This window comes from Allosphingosinicella indica, from assembly GCF_900177405.1.
Classification (GTDB): domain Bacteria; phylum Pseudomonadota; class Alphaproteobacteria; order Sphingomonadales; family Sphingomonadaceae; genus Allosphingosinicella; species Allosphingosinicella indica.
On record NZ_LT840185.1, the window covers coordinates 830490 to 846414 of the forward strand.

General features: G+C 67.5%; 13 protein-coding genes and 1 tRNA gene. 9 read left to right on the forward strand and 5 right to left on the reverse strand.

The window, feature by feature from the left end:
* Positions 1 to 71: 71 nt before the first annotated feature.
* The 5 genes from hslV (at position 72) to B9N75_RS04220 (ending at position 6122) form a co-directional block, all read left to right on the forward strand.
* Positions 72 to 608, forward strand: a complete 537-nt coding sequence (gene hslV, locus B9N75_RS04200; RefSeq protein ID WP_085217660.1) for an ATP-dependent protease subunit HslV — start codon at positions 72 to 74, stop codon at positions 606 to 608.
* A 74-nt stretch (positions 609 to 682) separates the two neighbouring features.
* Positions 683 to 1984: an ATP-dependent protease ATPase subunit HslU gene (hslU, locus tag B9N75_RS04205; RefSeq protein WP_085217661.1), complete on the forward strand. Its 1302-nt coding sequence runs from the start codon at positions 683 to 685 to the stop codon at positions 1982 to 1984.
* Between the two features lie 154 nt (positions 1985 to 2138).
* Positions 2139 to 2708 carry a RodZ family helix-turn-helix domain-containing protein gene (locus tag B9N75_RS04210; protein WP_157123688.1) on the forward strand — a complete coding sequence of 190 codons (570 nt, stop codon included), beginning with the start codon at positions 2139 to 2141 and terminating at the stop codon, positions 2706 to 2708.
* A 143-nt stretch (positions 2709 to 2851) separates the two neighbouring features.
* Complete coding sequence (locus B9N75_RS04215) at positions 2852 to 4159, forward strand: M20/M25/M40 family metallo-hydrolase (RefSeq protein ID WP_085217663.1); 1308 nt, start codon at positions 2852 to 2854, stop codon at positions 4157 to 4159.
* Between the two features lie 124 nt (positions 4160 to 4283).
* Complete coding sequence (locus B9N75_RS04220) at positions 4284 to 6122, forward strand: autotransporter domain-containing protein (protein WP_172840805.1); 1839 nt, start codon at positions 4284 to 4286, stop codon at positions 6120 to 6122.
* A 117-nt stretch (positions 6123 to 6239) separates the two neighbouring features.
* Here B9N75_RS04220 and B9N75_RS04225 read toward each other — a convergent pair whose 3' ends face one another.
* Together B9N75_RS04225 and B9N75_RS04230 are read right to left on the reverse strand one after the other, a co-directional pair.
* Positions 6240 to 6524 carry a 3TM-type holin gene (locus B9N75_RS04225; RefSeq protein ID WP_085217665.1) on the reverse strand — a complete coding sequence of 95 codons (285 nt, stop codon included), beginning with the start codon at positions 6522 to 6524 and terminating at the stop codon, positions 6240 to 6242.
* On the reverse strand, positions 6521 to 7057 hold the full coding sequence (locus B9N75_RS04230; RefSeq protein ID WP_085217666.1) for a glycoside hydrolase family 108 protein: 537 nt from the start codon (positions 7055 to 7057) through the stop codon (positions 6521 to 6523). The genes B9N75_RS04225 and B9N75_RS04230 overlap by 4 nt, the downstream gene beginning before the upstream one ends.
* A gap of 113 nt (positions 7058 to 7170) precedes the next feature.
* Between B9N75_RS04230 and B9N75_RS04235 the strand changes: the two genes are divergently transcribed.
* The gene (locus B9N75_RS04235) at positions 7171 to 8823 is read left to right on the forward strand and encodes a tetratricopeptide repeat protein (RefSeq protein ID WP_085217667.1); all 1653 of its coding nucleotides are present in this window, start codon (positions 7171 to 7173) and stop codon (positions 8821 to 8823) included.
* A gap of 140 nt (positions 8824 to 8963) precedes the next feature.
* On the opposite strand, the gene B9N75_RS04240 is transcribed toward B9N75_RS04235, so the two are convergent.
* Positions 8964 to 11042 (reverse strand): amidohydrolase family protein, encoded by a 2079-nt coding sequence (locus tag B9N75_RS04240; RefSeq protein ID WP_085217668.1) that lies wholly within the window; start codon positions 11040 to 11042, stop codon positions 8964 to 8966.
* Between the two features lie 100 nt (positions 11043 to 11142).
* Positions 11143 to 11219: transfer RNA gene (locus tag B9N75_RS04245), tRNA-Pro, on the reverse strand.
* Positions 11220 to 11320: 101 nt separating this feature from the next.
* Here B9N75_RS04245 and B9N75_RS04250 point away from each other — a divergent pair.
* Entirely contained in the window at positions 11321 to 11797 is a 477-nt protein-coding gene (locus B9N75_RS04250) for a PaaI family thioesterase (protein ID WP_085217669.1), read from the forward strand.
* On the opposite strand, the gene B9N75_RS04255 is transcribed toward B9N75_RS04250, so the two are convergent.
* Complete coding sequence (locus tag B9N75_RS04255; RefSeq protein WP_085217670.1) at positions 11794 to 13284, reverse strand: DUF389 domain-containing protein; 1491 nt, start codon at positions 13282 to 13284, stop codon at positions 11794 to 11796. The genes B9N75_RS04250 and B9N75_RS04255 overlap by 4 nt on opposite strands.
* 67 nt (positions 13285 to 13351) lie before the next feature.
* Here B9N75_RS04255 and nhaA point away from each other — a divergent pair, with 67 nt between their 5' ends.
* Together nhaA and B9N75_RS04265 are read left to right on the forward strand one after the other, a co-directional pair.
* Positions 13352 to 14623, forward strand: a complete 1272-nt coding sequence (gene nhaA, locus B9N75_RS04260) for a Na+/H+ antiporter NhaA (protein WP_085217671.1) — start codon at positions 13352 to 13354, stop codon at positions 14621 to 14623.
* A complete protein-coding gene (locus B9N75_RS04265) occupies positions 14620 to 15912 on the forward strand; it encodes a hypothetical protein (RefSeq protein WP_085217672.1) in 1293 nt (430 codons plus the stop codon). The genes nhaA and B9N75_RS04265 overlap by 4 nt, the downstream gene beginning before the upstream one ends.
* The last annotated feature ends 13 nt before the right edge of the window (positions 15913 to 15925 follow it).

Below are 15925 nucleotides of genomic sequence, written 5' to 3' on the forward strand. Positions count from 1 at the left end.
TAGACCCGGAATTGCGGTTGCGGGAGGAGGCCGCGCTTCCCACATGGCGGACGACAAGAGCGGGAGCAGCTATGGAAGCCTGGCATGGCACGACGATTCTCGGCGTGCGCAAGGATGGAAAGACGGTGATCGCGGGCGACGGGCAGGTTTCGCTGCAGTCCACGATCATCAAGCCCAATGCGCGCAAGGTCCGCCGCATCGGCAGCGGCGGCGCGGTGATCGGTGGCTTTGCCGGCGCGACCGCGGATGCCTTCACCCTGTTCGAGCGGCTGGAGCGCAAGCTGGAGCAGCATCACGGCCAGTTGATGCGCGCCGCTGTCGAGCTCGCCAAGGACTGGCGGACCGACAAATATCTCCGCAACCTGGAAGCGATGATGATCGTCGCCGACAAGGAGACGATGCTGATCCTGACCGGCAACGGCGATGTGCTCGAGCCTGATGGCGGCGTCGCTGCGATCGGATCGGGCGGCAATTTCGCGCTCGCGGCCGCCCGCGCGCTCGAGGAATATGAGGCCGATCCCGAAGTGCTGGCGCGAAAGGCGATGAAGATCGCCGCGGACGTCTGCGTCTACACCAATGACCGGCTGACCGTCGAAATCATCGACTGACGCGGTCGGAGCCTCGCTACCTTATGACACGCGCCGGACTGGATTCCGGCCTTCGCCGGAATGACGAAAAGCTTATGAAAGACTCTCTTACTCCCACCGCCGTCGTAGCCGCGCTCGACGAGCATATCGTCGGCCAGACCGAGGCCAAGCGCGCCGTCGCGGTGGCGCTGCGCAATCGCTGGCGCCGCCAGCGGCTCGACGCCGAGCTGCGCGAGGAAGTGACGCCGAAGAACATCCTGATGATTGGCCCCACCGGCTGCGGCAAGACCGAGATCAGCCGCCGGCTGGCGAAGCTCGCCGACGCACCGTTCGTAAAGGTCGAGGCGACCAAGTTCACCGAGGTCGGCTATGTCGGCCGCGACGTCGAGCAGATCGCGCGGGATCTCGTCGAGGAAGCGGTGCGACTGGAGAAAGACCGCCGCCGCGACGCGGTGCGCGAGGCGGCGAGCCAGGCGGCGATGGAGCGCTTGCTCGATGCGCTGACCGGCAAGGATGCGAGCCAGGCGACGCGCGAAAGCTTCCGGCAGCGCATCACCGACAATCACATGAACGACGCCGAGGTCGAGATCGAAGTCTCCGACCAGCCGGCCGCGCCGTTCGAGATCCCCGGCATGGGCGGCCAGGTCGGCATGATCAATCTCTCCGACATGATGGGCAAGGCGTTCGGCCAAGCGCCGAAGAAGAAGCGCAAAATGCGCGTCGCCGAGGCGTGGGACAAACTGGTCGAGGAGGAGCAGGACAAGCGCCTCGACAATGACGATGTCGCGCGCACCGCATTGAAGGACGCGGAAGCGAACGGCATCGTCTTTTTGGACGAGATCGACAAGATCGCGGTCAGCGACGTCCGCGGCGGCAGCGTCAGCCGCGAAGGCGTCCAGCGCGACCTGCTGCCGCTGATCGAAGGCACGACGGTCGCCACCAAATATGGGCCGATGAAGACCGACCACATCCTGTTCATCGCATCGGGCGCGTTTCATGTCGCCAAGCCGAGCGACCTGCTGCCCGAGTTGCAGGGCCGCCTCCCGATCCGCGTCGAACTGAAGGCGCTGACCGAGGAAGATTTCGTCCGCATCCTGTCCTCCACGCGCGCCAGCCTGACCGATCAATATCGCGCGCTGCTCGCCACCGAAGGCGTCGAGGTGCGTTTTGCCGAAGACGGCATCCGCGCGCTGGCCCGGCTCGCGGCCGAAGTGAATGGCGAGATCGAGAATATCGGCGCGCGGCGCCTGCAGACGGTGATGGAAAAGCTGCTCGAGGATGTCAGCTACGATGCCGATCTTCGTGCCGGCGAAAGCATCGTCGTGGATGCGGCCTATGTCGACAAGCAGCTCGCCGAAGTGGCGCGCAATAGCGATCTCAGTAAATATGTTCTTTGAAAAGGTTCCGCACTAGATCGCCAAAATTGCACGAATTATCGAAATTGTTTTTCGTGTGTCGATTCAGCGACAGCGCCGCACGACTCGCCGAGTCCGCGGCACCGAAGTCGGGGCGCGTCGTTATATTGGGGAAATCCCATTCAGGAGATACCTAATGACTCGCAACCTTCTTATTCGCGCTGCTTTGACTTCGGCTGCCGCTCTGGCGCTGCCGTTTGCAGCGACCGCCCAGACCACCGATCCGGCCGCTGAAGCCAAGACCGGTGTCCAAGCGACCACGGACGCTCCGGTTTCGGACAGCATGGCGCCGGTGCAGGATAGCGTGAACAGCGCTACCGACACGGCCGTCACGCCGGACAGCAGTGCGACGACCGCGACGCCCGATGCCTCCGCTCCGAACGCAACGGCCCCGAGCGCGACCGAGACCAGCCCGACGGCTGATCCGATGGCCAGCGCGCAGACCCAGAGTGACGCCTCGACCGCCAGTGGTGCGGTGATGGCTGCGACTACCGCCGACGTCACGGCCGGTGCTCAAGTCGTCGACCAGAATGGCGATGCGGTCGGCACCGTCGAGTCCGTCGATGCCAGTGGCGCCGTGGTTTCCACCGGCCAGAGCCGCGTCCAGATTCCGGTGAATTCGTTCGGCAAGAGCGACAAGGGTCTGGTGCTCGCGATGACCAAGGCGCAGCTCGACGCCGCGGCTTCGCAGGCTTCGCCTTCCTAATCGATTGCCCGCGAGGCGGGGCCGCGCCGGTTTTTCCCCTTGCCGGTGCGGCCCTTCCGCTAAGTTCAACGATTAAATACCGGCTCGTCCGGTTGCGCTCCCGGTGATGGAGGCTAACCTACCTCCCTCACCGGGAGTTCTCTATGCGTCTGACTTCGCTTGCCGCCGTGTTGATGGCCATCGCCTCCGTACCTGTGGCTGCGCAGCTCTCGTCGGCCGAGACGGCGATGACGAAAACCATTGATGCCGAGCAGGACCGGACGATCCGGTTTCTCGAAACCATGGTAAACCAGAACAGCGGAACGCTGAACCTTCAGGGAGTGGAGGCCGTAGGCAAGATGGTTCGCGCCGAGCTCGAACCGCTCGGCTTCGACGTCAAATGGATCCCGCTTCCCGAAACGGGGCGTGCCGGGCACATCTTCGCCACCCACAAGGGCAGCGGCCGCGGCAAGAAGATGGTGCTGATCGCGCACCTCGACACTGTGTTCGAGCCGGATTCGCCGTTCCAGACCTTCAAGCGCGAGGGCGATCGCGCGATCGGGCCGGGTGTCGGCGACGACAAGGGCGGCATCGCGATCATCGTCGCCGCGCTGCGCGCGATGCATCAGGCCGGCACGCTGAAGGATGCCGACATCGTCGTCGCGCTGACCGGCGACGAGGAGCGGCCGGGATCACCGATCGACAAGGCGCGCGCCGACCTGATCGCCGCGGGCAAATGGGCCGATGTGGCACTCGAGTTCGAAGGTCTCGCCACCGACGGCGGCAAGGATTTCGCCACCATCGCGCGACGCAGCTCGACGTCGTGGACGCTCAAGACCACCGGCCGCACCGGCCACTCGAGCGGCGTCTTCGGCGAAGGGCTGGGCTTCGGCGCGATCTACGAAATGGCGCGCATCCTCGATGCCTTCCGCGAGGAACTGCGCGAGCCGAACCTCACCTATAATGTTGGCGTCATCGGCGGCGGCACCCCCGCCGCGATCGACGAGCAGGGCCTCAAGATCGCGGCAAGCGGCAAGACCAACATCGTCGCCGAGACAGCTATCGCGCGCGGCGATCTCAGGAGCCTCACCGACGAGCAGGACGCCCGCGCCCGCGCGAAAATGCAGGCGATCGTCGCCAAGCATCTGCCCGGTACCGGCGCCGAGCTGACCTTTGCCGAGGACGGCTATCCGCCGATGGCGCCCACCGACGGCAATCGCGCGCTGCTCGCTACCCTAAACCGAGTCAATCGCGACATGGGCCTGCCCGAGATGGCGGAATGGGATCCGGCAAAGCGCGGCGCCGCCGACATCAGCTTCGTCGCCAAGGACACCGACGGGCTGGCCGGCATGGGCCCGGCGGGCGAGAAATCGCACGCGCCGGGCGAGTCCGTCGATCTGCCGAGCATTGCGCGGCAGGCCAAGCGCGCCGCCATATTGATGTCGCGGCTGGCGCAGGAGCCAGCCCGCTGAGGCGCCACTGCAACGGTCTGCCGAGACTTTGCGGACACTCTTGTAGATAGGCGGAAATCGGCGCAATCCTCCCGAATAAATGAGCTCCGGCGGATGTCCGCCGGGCCGATCAGGGAGGGGTGATATGCCGTCATTTTCCGCAAGGCTTCTGGCTGCCGTAGCGTCATCCGCGTTCCTCGCCGGAACGCCCGCCGCCGCGCAATCGGTGGATCGCATCGTCGCGTTCGGCGATTCCTATGCCGACGACGGCAATCTGTTCGAACTGCTCGGCATCCCGCGGCCCCAAGTCTACCCCACCGGTCGGTTCAGCGGCGGCACCAATTTCGTCGACACGATGGGCCAGCTCCTGACCGTGCCGATCGACAATTTCGCGATCGGCGGCGCGTTCACCGGGCCGGGCAACACCGGCTTCACCAACATCAACGGCCCCGGCATTCCCGGATTTCCCACTGAAGTCGGCGCCTATCTCGCCGGCGGCGGGCCTGCCGCCTTCCCGCGCGTATCGGGCACGTTCGACGCGTCCGATCTCGTCGTCGTCTCGATCGGCGGTAACGACGCGCGCTACTACCAGTTCAACGGCGGCACTGTCGCGGGCGCACCCGCCGCGGCGGCGATCAGTGTCGGCGAGGCGACCGCGGGACTCCGCTCGCTGGTCGGCGCGGGCGCGCAGAACATTACCTTCCTGGCGGGCGACGTCGGGCGGCTTCCCGAGGTGCGCGGCACGCCGATCGCCGCGGTCGGCACCGCCTTCGCCACCAGCTTCAACAACGGCATCAAGACGCAGCTCGGCAATCTCGCCGCCGGAGGCGTGATCGTGAACTATCTCGATCTCAACCTGATCGGGGATCGGGTCGAGGCGAACCTTGGCGCCTACGGCCTCACCAGCGCGGGCGCCTGCCCCGTCGAATGCGTCACCAATCCCAATCTGCAGAGCCAGTATCTGTTCTATGTCGATCAGGTGCATCTGACCTCGGCCGGCTTCGCGATCGTCGGCCGCTATGCGGTCCGCCAGCTTCAGGCGCCACTCCAGTTCCAGGCGCAGAGCGATCTCGGCATTCAGACCGCGCAGGCCTTCGGATCGACGCTGATCGGCCGGCTCGACCTCTCGCCCGCGCGGCGCGGCGGCGAGGCGCAGGACGGGCTCTCCGCCTATCTGCTCGGCAGCTTCGCAGGCCGCGACACGCGCACCACCGCGGCGAGCTACGCCTATGACATCGACGTTCCCGCCGTCACCGGCGGCTTCGAATATGGCATGGGCAATGGCGCGACCGTCGGTGCGGCGCTCAACTACTCGCGCCCCAAGGCCGATTTCGACACGATCAACGCGCGTGCGCGGGCCGATGCCTGGCAGGTCGGCGTCTATGCCGGCTGGGCCGGGCCCGCCGCTTTCGTCCAGGGCTATGCCGGGCTCGGCTGGCTCGATCTCAAGACGCGGCGCGAGGCGGTGATCGACGATATCGCGGGCAAGACGGACGGCGATACCGTCACCGCGGGCGCCAAGGCGGGCTATCTGATGGGCCTCGGCGGACTGCGCGCCGGCCCGGTGATCGGCCTCCAATATGCCCGCGCCAAGCTCGACGCCTACACCGAAGCGGGCGATCCGGTGCTGACCAACAATATCGGCGCGCAGCGACTGGAGACCCTGGTCGGCAGCCTCGGCGCCGAAGTCCGCGGCGAGTGGGACGCCGGCGGGCTCGCCGTGCAGCCCTATCTCTCGCTCACCGCCGAGCGCGATTTCGAAGGCGACAGCCGCACCATCCGCTACGCCGCCACCGCGACGCCGGGGATCGTAAACAGCTTCGTCCTGCCCGATCGGCCCAAGGACACCTACGGCCGGGTGATGGGCGGCGCCGACTTCTCGCTGGGCGGCGGCTTCGCGCTGCAGGTCAACGGCGGCACCAGCTTCAGCCGCCGCGGCGGCGACGACTTCTCGGGCTTCGTGGGGCTGAAGGCGGCGTTCTAAACTTCAATGTCATCCCCGCGAACGCGGGGACCCAGACGGCGTTTGCATTGCGCGGCAGCTCGCTGGGTTCCCGCTTTCGCGGGAATGACAAACGCGGGGACCGGCGGAGGCGAGAGCCTACCGCTCCACCCCCTTCACCTTCCCCCATTGGCGGGCGGCGGTGTAGCCCAAATAACCGGTCGCGAAGACCGCATAGAGCTCGTCGGGGATCGCGGCGAGATAGGCGGTCATGCCTTGCGAGATGCGCGCGCCGATTTCGGGTGACAGCGCGGAGAGCAACCCGATCGGCAGCGCCGCGCCGAACATCACGTACATGACGTAAAGAAACATCGGCCGCGCCCGCGCCGTCCACGGGTCGCTAGCCGGTTCATTCGACCGGCGGCGGCGCGGGGCGGCGCTCATCCGACGCGCGCCGCGAGCCAGCCGTAGACGAACGCCTCGTTCGCCGGCCGCTGTTCGGCGAGGCGGATATAGCGCTCCCCCTGCAGAGCGTTAAGCGCGGTCAGGAGAACGCCCTCCCCGGACGCGCCGCGCAACTTCAGAAACGCCGACAGCGCCGCGCGCGTCTTGGCGCCGGCCTGTCCATCGACCGCGAGGTCCGGATAATCGCGCGCATTGCGATTGAGCGGGTTAAGCGCGCGCTGCAGGAAGCCGCCCGCCACCCCGGCGCCCATGTTGACTGCGGTGTCGAACAGTTCGGCGGCAATCCTTGGTGCGATCGGCGCGATTCGGTCGTAGCCGGGACGCAGCCAGTAGAGCCGCCGGTAGATGGCCTCGGCCTCCACGCGCGGCAATTCCCGCATCGGCCCGGCATAGCCATGCGCGCGAGCAACGGCTTCAGTAATGCCCCATCGCGTCGGCCCGCCGCGGTCTGCCGGATGGTTCACATATCCGCCTTCTCGCGCGATCAACTCGTCGATCTGCTGTTCGATCATTCCCTACGTCTCCGGCTCTTGCTATCCAACGTCGATAACCTGTTTGGTTTGTTGTAGGACAGCTATCCGCGCCCAGAGGCTTCGGTTATTCTCGCGAAAAAAGGGAGCAGGGGATGTTGAAGACTGTGGCGACCGCCGCGGCGCTGCTTGCGGCCGGCGCGTTGCCGGCCGCGGCCGGCATGGGGCAGGATCTCAAGACCGATCCACTGGCACAGACAGGTGCGTGCGTGGTGCCCGGCGCTCAGGTTGCGCTAGCTCTAGCCGCGAAGCCACTGCTCGTTTCCGGTCTCGGCTTCTCGGGCATCACACCCGACACTGCCGACCCCGAGGCGCGGCGCTGGTTCGATCAGGGCGTGGCGCTGATCTGGGCGTTCGACGAAGCAGAGGCCGTGCGCGCCTTCCAGGAAGCGCAGCGCATCGCACCGGATTGCGCAATGTGCTTCTGGGGCGAAGCCTGGGCGCGCGGGCCGACGATCAACCTCACCGACCGACCGGAGGAACTCGCCGCAGCGAAGAAGGCGGCCGATCGCGCCGCTTCGCTCTCCGCCAAGCTGCCGCCGCGCGACAAGGCGCTGGTCGATGCGATCCGGCTACGCGCATCGGGCGAAGGGACGTTCCGCAAGGCCGATTACGCCCGCACCATGGTCGCGCTGGCGTCGCGCTATCCGGACGACGACACTGTCGCGACGATGGCGGCCGACGCGTGGATGACCGACGCGGACTGGGACAAGATCGAGCTCGGATCGCCGGCGCAGACGCTGCTCGAGGGCGTGCTCGCGCGCAATCCCGATCACAGCGGCGCCATCCATTTCTACATTCACCTCACCGACGCGATCGACCGCCAGAAGCTGGCCGAGCCTTATGCCGACCGGCTGGGCGGCATCGCGCCCGCGGCAAGCCATCTCGTGCACATGCCCTCGCACACCTTCTTCGGCGTCGGCCGCTATGGCGACGCGATGAAGGTCAATCTCGCCGCGCTGGCGGCGGGGCGGCGCTACGATGCCACCGTCAAGCCGCCGCCCACCGATTACCGCACCGGCCTGATGGGTCATAATGCCCACTTCGTGATGCAGAGCGGCCTCATGCATGGCGACACGGCGAGCGCGCTCGCGGGCGCGCGCGAATTCGCCACCTCCTTCCCCGATGGCGGGCCGCCTTATGCGGCGCTGCTCCATGCCGCGACCTACGTCGTCCATGGCATTGGCGGCGACGCGATGCCCGATCCGGGCCGCAGCCCGCTGATGAAAGCCGCAGCCGCCTATGGCCTTGGCGAGCGCGCCGCACGTGCGGGCGACGTCGGCGGGGTGCGGCGGCAGGCGGCGGCCGTGCGCGCGGCGCTCAAGATGCGCGACTTCCCGCTGGTCGGCGCCGGCGGGAAGGCGGGCCGCGCCTATGTCGAGATCGCCGCTCTGGTGCTCGATGGGCGTGCACACATGCTGGCGGGCAAGCCGCGTATGGCCGCGAATGCCTTTCGCCGCGCGACGCAGATCCAGCAGGGTGCCGATTTCGGCTTCGATCCGCCGACCTGGTGGTTTCCGGTCCGCCGCAGCCTCGGCGCCGCGACGCTCGCCGCCGGCGATGCGCGCAGTGCCCGGCTCCAGCTTCTCGCCAGCCTCAAACGCTGGCCGGAGGACCCGCTGGCGCTATGGGCGCTTTCGCAAGCCGAGGCGAAACGTGGCGACACCGCCGCGGCAGCCGCCGCGCTCGCCGCAGCCAAGAAAGGCTGGGCCGGCGACGTCGAGCAGGTGCCGCTGAGCGTAATCTAGCTTCGTCTAGCCCTCTCCCGCTTGCGGGAGAGGGTTGGGTGAGGGTTAGTTTTGAACGTCAGCCCAACCGCCCGCGATTATTCTCGCCCTTCGCACCCTCACCCCGACCCTCTCCCGCAAGCGGGAGAGGGAGGAGTCTCTTACTTCGGCGTGCCCGCGATGCTTGCCGCCTTGCGGAGCTCCGCGCCGTTCATCAGCCGGTCGCCAAGCATCACCGTCTCGACATGGCGGAGCGCGCCGACATCCTTGCTCACGTCGCCGTCGATCAGCACCAGATCGGAAATCTTGCCCACCGCGATCGAGCCGCGTTCCTTCTCGAAGCCGAACACCTGTGCGGGAATGATCGTCGCGGTCGCCAGCGCCTCGCCCGGAGTCAGCCCGCCGTCGACATAAAGCTCCAGATCGCGGATCAGCTCGATCCCGTAGCCGTCGGTGCCCGCGACGATCGGAACGCCCGCCTTGTAGAGCTGAACGGTGAATGCCTGCATCTTGGCGAAACTCTTGCGCATCTGATCGCGGCTCACCTCTTCGGTCACCGCGAAGGCACCGCCCTTTACGCCGCGCTCCACCACCGGCGGCAGGATGCCGGCATAAGGCGTGTAGGAAGCCGACATCGCGCCCTGATCGGGCATGTAGCCCCCCTCGAAGATCGCGAGCGTCGGATCGACGACGGTGCCGTTCTTCTTGAGCTCGGCGATATAGGCGGCGACCTCGGGCGAGTTGAGATCGATCTCGCCGGCATAGCGGCCCGGCCCGTAGAAACGTTTCAGATTGTTGGTGTTGGCGACCACGTCCTCCGGCATGAACTGCATCATCGCCATGTTGATGTGGGTGAGCTCGCTATAGCCCGCACGCACCGCCTCCAGCGGCATCATGTGGTGCGGCAGGTGGCCTTGGATACGCAGGCCCAGCCGCTTCGCCTCGGCGGTCATCGCGGGGACCAGCGCCTTGTCGAGCGAGCCGTAGAGCTTGATGCCGGTGAAGCCCATGTCCTTCGCCTTGCGCACCGCGGCGAGGGCGCTGGCGGGATCGCTGGCGACCACCGCCATCTGCGCCGAATATTGGCCGGGGCCGTCGATCAGCATGACCGGGGTGATGCGCGGGCCGAGCAACTGGCCGGCGTCGATCCGCTTCTTGCGAGCGATCGACTCCTCGGGCTTGTTGCCGGGATCGCGGACCGACGTGATGCCGGTGCCGAGCAGCATCGGCCCGGTGAGATCGTCGCCGTAATGCATGTGCGAGTCCCACAGGCCCGGGACGAGCGTCTTGCCCGCGCCGTCGATCCGCTTCGCACCTGCGGGCACCTGCACCGCCGCGGCGCTGCCGACGAAGGTGATCTTGCCCCCTTCTGCGACCACGGTCACTCCGTCGCGGAACGCGCGGGTGTCGGCATCGTAGAGGCGCACATTCTCGAACACCACCGGGCCAGACACACGCGGCGCGAGCTTCTCCATCAGAGCCGGGGCGCGCGCCGCAAGCGCCGCATCCTGCGCCTCGCTGAGCTGGGCGGCGACCGGCTCCCATCCGGCAGGCAGGAAGTTGAGGAAGCTCGCAATGCCGAACGGCTTGTCGCCCTCGAACCAGATCGGGAAGGGCGAGAAGCTGACGCCGTCGAGCGTATAGGCGATCAGCGTCTTGCTCTGGCCGTTGTGGCTGACCGTCTTCTCGACGAGCGGCGTCAGCGTCGCCTGGCCCGAGGGCGCGAGAGTCAGCGTCCTGTTCGGCGCCTTCAGCAGCGCCTCGGCGAGCAGCAGGCTCGGCCCGGCAAGACCGCCGTAGGGCGCGTAGAAGGTGCCTGCCTTGTGCGCAGCCTCGCCGCTGTCGACCGGGCTCTTGAACCGCATCATGCCGTTCTCGATCGCGAAATCCTCGGTCGCATCGCCGCTCGGCGTGGTACCGCGGATGGCGAGGCTGCGGATCGTGCCGTCGGGCGCGAGCATCGCTTTTTCCTCCACGTCGGTCTCGAAGCCGCGCAGGATCATCGATTCCCGAAGCCAGCGCGTGCCGTCCTTGTCTGTCCAGGCGGTGACGGTGCCGTGCTTGCCGCCCGGCGAACTGATCGTCCAGACGGTGGCGCCGGTAGCGGGCGGGGTCGCGAGCTTTGGCTTCGCGGCGGTGGTTACCGCGGCCGGTGCCGCGGGCGTCTCGTGCGCCAGCGCGGGCTGCGCGAAGGCAGCGATGATCCAGAGCGCGGCGGTGGCGCGAAGCGTGCGGTGCATGTGCGATTCCCCTGAAAATCCCAGGGCCGCATGGGTGCACGGCGGCCGCCGTTTTGCAAGCGCAACACGGCGGGTTCTTCCGCATCCTTCGATGAAAGGCTGGTCGGGGCGACAGGATTCGAACCTGCGACCCCCACACCCCCAGTGTGATGCGCTACCAGGCTGCGCTACGCCCCGACCAAGGGCGCGCGTTTAGGCCGGAGCGTGCCTGAAGGCAAGCCGCTTGACCCGCCGCGCAAGCGCTGCCAGTTTTGAATCGAAACCTTTGGAGGAACGGGATGGCGGACGCGCCGCACTTCGGGCTGGTCGACAAGGAAACGGTCGCGAGCCTGACCGGGCTGGAGCTGCTGCAAGGGATGGCCGCGGGCCGCTTTCCAGGAGCGCCGATCGCCGAGCGGCTGCATTTCCGCCTCGCGCATGTCGAGCATGGCCTCGCGCGGTTCGAGGGCGTTCCCGGGCCCGATATCCTCAATCCGCTCGGCACGGTCCACGGCGGCTGGGCGCTGACGCTGATCGACAGCGCGGCCGGATGCGCGGTGCACACCACGCTTCCCGCCGGCGTCGGTTACACCACCGTCGAAACCAAGGTGAACTTCACCCGCGCCGCGAAGCCGGATGGCGGCACCTATGTCTGCGAAGGCAAGGTGCTCAACGCCGGCGCACAGATCGCGCTTGCCGAAGCCAGCCTTCGCGCCCCCGACGGCCGGCTCATCGCGCACGGCACATCGACGCTGATCATTCTCCGCCCGCGCTAGCGCGTCTCCGGCGCCTCGGGCGGCAACCACGATAGAGCAACGTCGCCGCTGCCGTTGCCCGTGCGGCGCGCTTCGACGCCCGCGTCGGCAAAGGCTGCTTCGACGACGTCGGCGCGGTCCCCGCTCCCATCGACGCCCACCGCAAGGCCAGTGCGCTGCGCCGCCCAGATCGCCGTCACGACGGCGCGGCGGCCGGCATCGTCCGGCGCATCGCCGTCGAAGCTCACGCTCGGGAGCGCCGCCGCGGGCGGCACGAACCGCACCGCCCAGCCCGTCGCGCCCTGCTGCGCGCGCTGCTCGAGCGAGCGATAGGTGGCGAGCGACGCGCCGGGCAGCGGCGCCGGACGCACCGATGCGGTGCGAAACCCCGAATCCAGCATCACCGCGCCGGGCTCGACCCCCGCGATGATGCCGATCCGTTGGCGGACGGCGTCGTCGATCCGCGTCCGCCCGTCGCGCGCCTGCGCCGCGGCGATCTGGGCCTGCTCGCTGGCTCCCGTCTCGGTGCCGACGCGGATCTGATCGATGTGGAGATCGAGCGTCCGGCCCGTCGCGCGCTGGGCGAGCGCCTTGGCCTTCGAGTCCGCGGCGCTGGCGAGCGCGGGCGTCAGCACCGCGGCGCGCACCTGCACGGGCTCGTGCGAATAGTCGATTTCGATCTGGCTGATTCGCGCCCCCTGCGGGAAGGGCGCGAGCACCGCATCGCGAAGCTGCCGCGACGCGACCGTCTCCCACGCGATCTGCTTGAGCGCGAGGCCGAGCGGAATGGCGAGCGCGACGATGCCGAGGATGATCAGCGCGCCCTGCAGCCGCGTCTGGGTGGGCGAGAGATGCGCGCCGAAGCCGTAGAGCCGCGCCATGAAGGCCGCGGTCAGCGCCATCGCGATGAGGTTGGTGAAGAAGAGCAGCAGCGAGCCGCCGAACACCGTCCAATTGGCCGTCGCGATGCCGAAGCCGACCACTGCGAGCGGCGGCATCAAGGCGATGGCGATAGCGACGCCGACCACCGTCTCGCCGCGGCCGCGGATGAGGGCATAGCCGCCGGCGATCGCCGAGAGCATCGCGACGAGCAGATCGAACAAATTGGGCTTGGTGCGGATGGCGATTTCGGTCGTCACCGTCTGGAGCGGTGAAAGCGCGACGAATACCGCGGAAAGGACAATGGCGATCAGCGACCCCGCCGCGAGCGCGAATGCCGCGGTGCGTATCTCTTCGAAATCGAAGGTCGCGAGTGCGAAGCCCAGCCCGATGATCGGCATCATCAGGGGTGAGATAAGCATGGCGCCGATCAGGACGGCGCTGGACGGCAGCAGCAGACCAAGAATGGAGATCGCCGCCGAGATGACGACCATGAAGGCGTAGCGCGAACTCCACCGCGCCTCCGCCACGACCTTCGCGACGACCGCCTCGTGATCGACGTCGCGCAACACCTTCATCTGCCACCAGCGCCAGAAGCGGTTGCCCGTCAGCGTCGCCGTGATCGCCATTCATTCTCCCCGGGGTTGCCCCCTTCCCTGTGGCCGCTACACGATTTGGAGGCAACCGGAAGGCAGAATGACGCAAAATTTGAAACGCGGTTCCGCATTAAGGGCATTTCTTGGCAATGAGGCGGCCGGGGGCATTTGCCTGATGGCGGCGGCGGCGTTGGCGCTGATCGTCGCCAACGGGCCGCTCTGGGATCTCTATCATCACACGCTGCACGCGCCGACCGGGCCGGTGCTGACCGAGAAGCTCGGGCCGATGACGGCGCATCTCTGGATCAACGACGGGCTGATGGCGATCTTCTTCCTGCTCGTCGGGCTGGAGATAAAGCGTGAGTTCGTCGACGGGCGGCTCGTCACCTGGGAACAGCGACGCCTGCCCTTCCTCGCCGCCGCCGCGGGCATGGCGGTGCCGGCGATCCTCTATCTCCTCGTCTCGAGCCGCGCGCCCGGCCTTGCCAACGGCTGGGCGATCCCGGCAGCGACCGATATCGCCTTCGCGATCGGCGTGCTCGCGCTGCTCGGCAAGCGCGCGCCGACCAGCCTCAAGCTCTTCCTGACGACCGTCGCCATCGTCGACGACATGGGCGCGGTGGCGATCATTGCAGTCGCCTACACCGCCGAGATCAACACGCTCGCGCTCGGCGCCGCCGCGGCGGTCCTCGCAGCGATGCATGTGCTGGGGAAAAGCGGCGTGCTGAAACTCTGGCCCTATCTGATCCTCGCCGCCTGCCTTTGGTATGCGATCCTGCTGTCGGGGGTTCACGCCACCATCGCCGGCGTCCTCGCCGCGGCGATGATCCCGGTGGTGAAGACGCCTGGCGCCCCCGATGCGCCGCATTCGCCGCTGCACCGGCTGGAACATGCCATCGCGCCGTGGGTCGCGTTCGGCATCGTGCCGCTGTTCGGCTTCGCCAACGCTGGCGTGTCGCTGGCCGGCATGGGCGTCGACGACATCCTCGCGCCGCTGCCGCTGGGCATCGCCGCGGGCCTTTTCATCGGCAAGCAGATCGGCATCTTCGGCGCGGTCTGGGCAGCGGTGCGCTTCGGCATGGCGTCCAAGCTGCGCGGCGCGACCTGGCTGCAAATCTATGCCGTGAGCATGCTTTGCGGCATCGGCTTTACGATGAGCCTGTTCATCGGCGCCCTCGCCTTTCCCGGCCAGCCCGAACTGATTGAGGAAGCCAAGATCGGCGTGTTGCTCGGATCGCTGCTTTCGGCGATCACGGGCTATGCGATCCTCCGCTTCGCACCGCAGGCGAGCGACCGGTGGCAGGAGGAGGCGGCGAAGCAGCGGGAGATCGCCGTGGACGGCGACGTGCAACATCTGGAGGAGCGCGGATGAGACTTTGCGGGATGCTGGCGGCGGCGCTGCTGCTGGCGAGCTGTGCGGGGCGGAGCGTCGAGCGCGACAGTCTGGCCGAGATCGCGTCGGACTATGTGCAGATGCAGCTCGAGATCGGCGAGCGCGAGCCCGGCTATATCGATGCCTATTACGGCCCCGCCGAATGGCAGGCGGCGGCGAAGGCCGCGCCGCGATCGCTCGAGAAGCTGAGCGAGGAAGCGGTGACGCTGAAAGCGCGGCTCGATGCCGTCGAACCCGCGGCGCTCGACCGCTGGGAACAGCGCCGCCGCGCCTTTCTGATCGCGCAGCTCACCGCCGCCGAGACGCGGCTGCGGATGCTGCGTGGCGAGACGTTGAGCTTCGAGGATGAGGCCGAAGGGCTGTTCGGCGTCCGGCCCGAGCTGAAGCCGCTTTCGAGCTACGATCCGATACTCGCCAAGATCGAGCGGCTGGTGCCCGGCAAGGGCGCGCTCGTGGACCGCGTCGACGCTTTCCAGAACCGCTTCTCGATCCCCGCCGACAAGGTGCGGCCGGTGATGGACGCGGCGATCGCCGAATGCCGTCGCCGCAGCCTGGCGCATATTCCGATGCCCGCGGGCGAGCGTTTCACGCTGGAGCTGGTCAAGGACAAGAGCTGGGGCGGCTACAATTATTATCAGGGCAACGCCCACAGCCTCATCCAGATCAACACCGATCTGCCGATCCGCATCGACCGCGCGATCGATCTCGGCTGCCACGAGGGCTATCCCGGCCACCATGCGCTCAACTCGCTGCTCGAACAGAAGCTGACCAAGGAGCGCGGCTGGGTCGAGTTCAGCGTCTATCCGCTCTATTCGCCGCAGTCGCTGATCGCGGAAGGCACCGCCAATTACGGCGCGGATCTGGCCTTCCCGGGCGAAGAGCGGCTCGCGTTTGAGACCGGCACGCTCTACCCGCTTGCCGGCCTGCCGACCGCTCGGGCGGCGGAATATCTCGCGCTCCAGCAAGCGATGAAGGATCTCTCCGGCGCACGGTTCACGATCGCCGCCGACTATCTCGCCAAGCGGATCGACCAGGCGGAGGCGGTGCGGCTCCTGCGCAAATATCAGCTCGTCTCGCGCGAGCGGGCCGAACAGTCGCTGCGCTTCATCGACAATTACCGGAGCTACATCATCAACTACGGCTTGGGCGAAGAGATGTCGCGCCGCTGGGTCGAGGCGCAGGGGCCGGACGGCACGACGCGCTGGAAGGCGCTCGAACGCCTGATCAGCGAGCCGACGCTGCCCAGCGATCTGGCAGTCGCCTCGTGATCGGCAACGGCTG